This is a genomic window from Microcoleus sp. D3_18a_C4 (assembly GCF_036702415.1).
Classification (GTDB): domain Bacteria; phylum Cyanobacteriota; class Cyanobacteriia; order Cyanobacteriales; family Microcoleaceae; genus Microcoleus.
Map to the genome: position 1 here is coordinate 1 of NZ_JAUBTI010000232.1, position 1383 is coordinate 1383.

Genomic DNA, 1383 nt, shown 5'->3' on the forward strand with positions numbered 1-1383 from the left:
ACAAATTGCACATTCATTCTGAGGAAAATGAACAGTTTTCCCCGGTTCAAATGGGATACTTACCTGATTGGGACAGCGAATTAAATGCGTATCCCAGTCAAGAAAAAAAGAATTTTTATCAAACCGTCCAGAATTTCTGACCGGCCACGCCTTGCAAAATATCTGTAATTTATCATCCCGTTGTGTCACCCAATGACTGGATAAATAAGCCCGGTCAATATGTAACTCGGCTAGGTGAATATTTTGAAATTTTAAGTCACGTTCTAGGTCAACTGTAGCAGCGGATTCTGGAGTATTGGCGCGTGTCAACGCAACCGCGCAAACTACACCACTCTCTAAATCTTTGAGGACGTGACGCTTATATCCATCTATTTTTTTAGAGCGGCTTTTACGCCCATGCCGCATATCGGGGTCTTCGATAGAAATGCGACGATCTTTGGCGACCCCTTGGCGGAGAGTCGGAACTCCTTGAGAGTCTAAAGTTACATTTTGGGATTCAATGACTCGGGCAACACACAAAGAATCTTGAGCCGCTTCAAAGTCATCACAATTAGCCTGGCTTTGCATCCATTCTTCTACGGAATTTAAGCTATTTAGGAGAATTAAGAGCGCATTTTGACGTTCTACTGGATCATCCCAGTTTAAATCTAAGGCCGTTTTTAAGCTGGAACTATTAACGATGGGTGCACCTGCTTCATGGGCAATTTCTGCTGGCTCCCTCCCCTGCACAGCAGCTATCACACTCACCGCCTTACGCAAAGCATGACCCAATAGATTATATGTATCTTCGACTTTCCCGGCTCCCCATAACGGGGATGAATCTAAAGCCACTTTAAGTTGAGATGAGCCAAATCCACCTTTTTGTTTGGCAATTTCTACGGTGCGGTCAATTAAACGTTGGTCTAGTTCTTTTTTAATTAAGCCCTTTCTGAATCTCACCAAAGTGGCTTTGCTAAAAGGGGGAGTTTCACAATTGAGACAATCAAGAACTAACTGCCAACGTTGATCCATGAGCATTTCTTCAATTACTTCATCATCAGAAATGCCTAAGTAGGCTTGCAGAATAATTGCCAAGGCAATTTGTGCAGGAGGAATTGGGCTCTGACCCACTGTGCTGTCTTTAAAAATTGTAGCAAGTTCTTCTTGAAACTCATCATTAAATATGAATGAACGATTCAATCGAAGAAACGTGAATAACTTGGCTCGTTTAATGCGTTTGACGATCGACGCTTCAGCGTCTGAGAGTTCAACTGGAGGATGCCATAAGGGAGGACGCATAAGGTTTCTTCCTTCTTCCTGATTGTGAGAATTTAACAGGCTTCTCAATTCACATATCATTTCCCGTCTGTTTTGTCAACTCCTGATACTGAACCGACGCCCTAG

General features: G+C 43.0%; 1 protein-coding gene. It reads right to left on the reverse strand.

Annotation, left to right across the window (positions count from 1 at the left end):
- On the reverse strand, positions 1–1278 hold a 1278-nt coding region (locus tag QUB16_RS33360), incomplete at its 3' end, for a transposase (RefSeq protein WP_333322685.1).
- Positions 1279–1383: the final 105 nt, after the last annotated feature.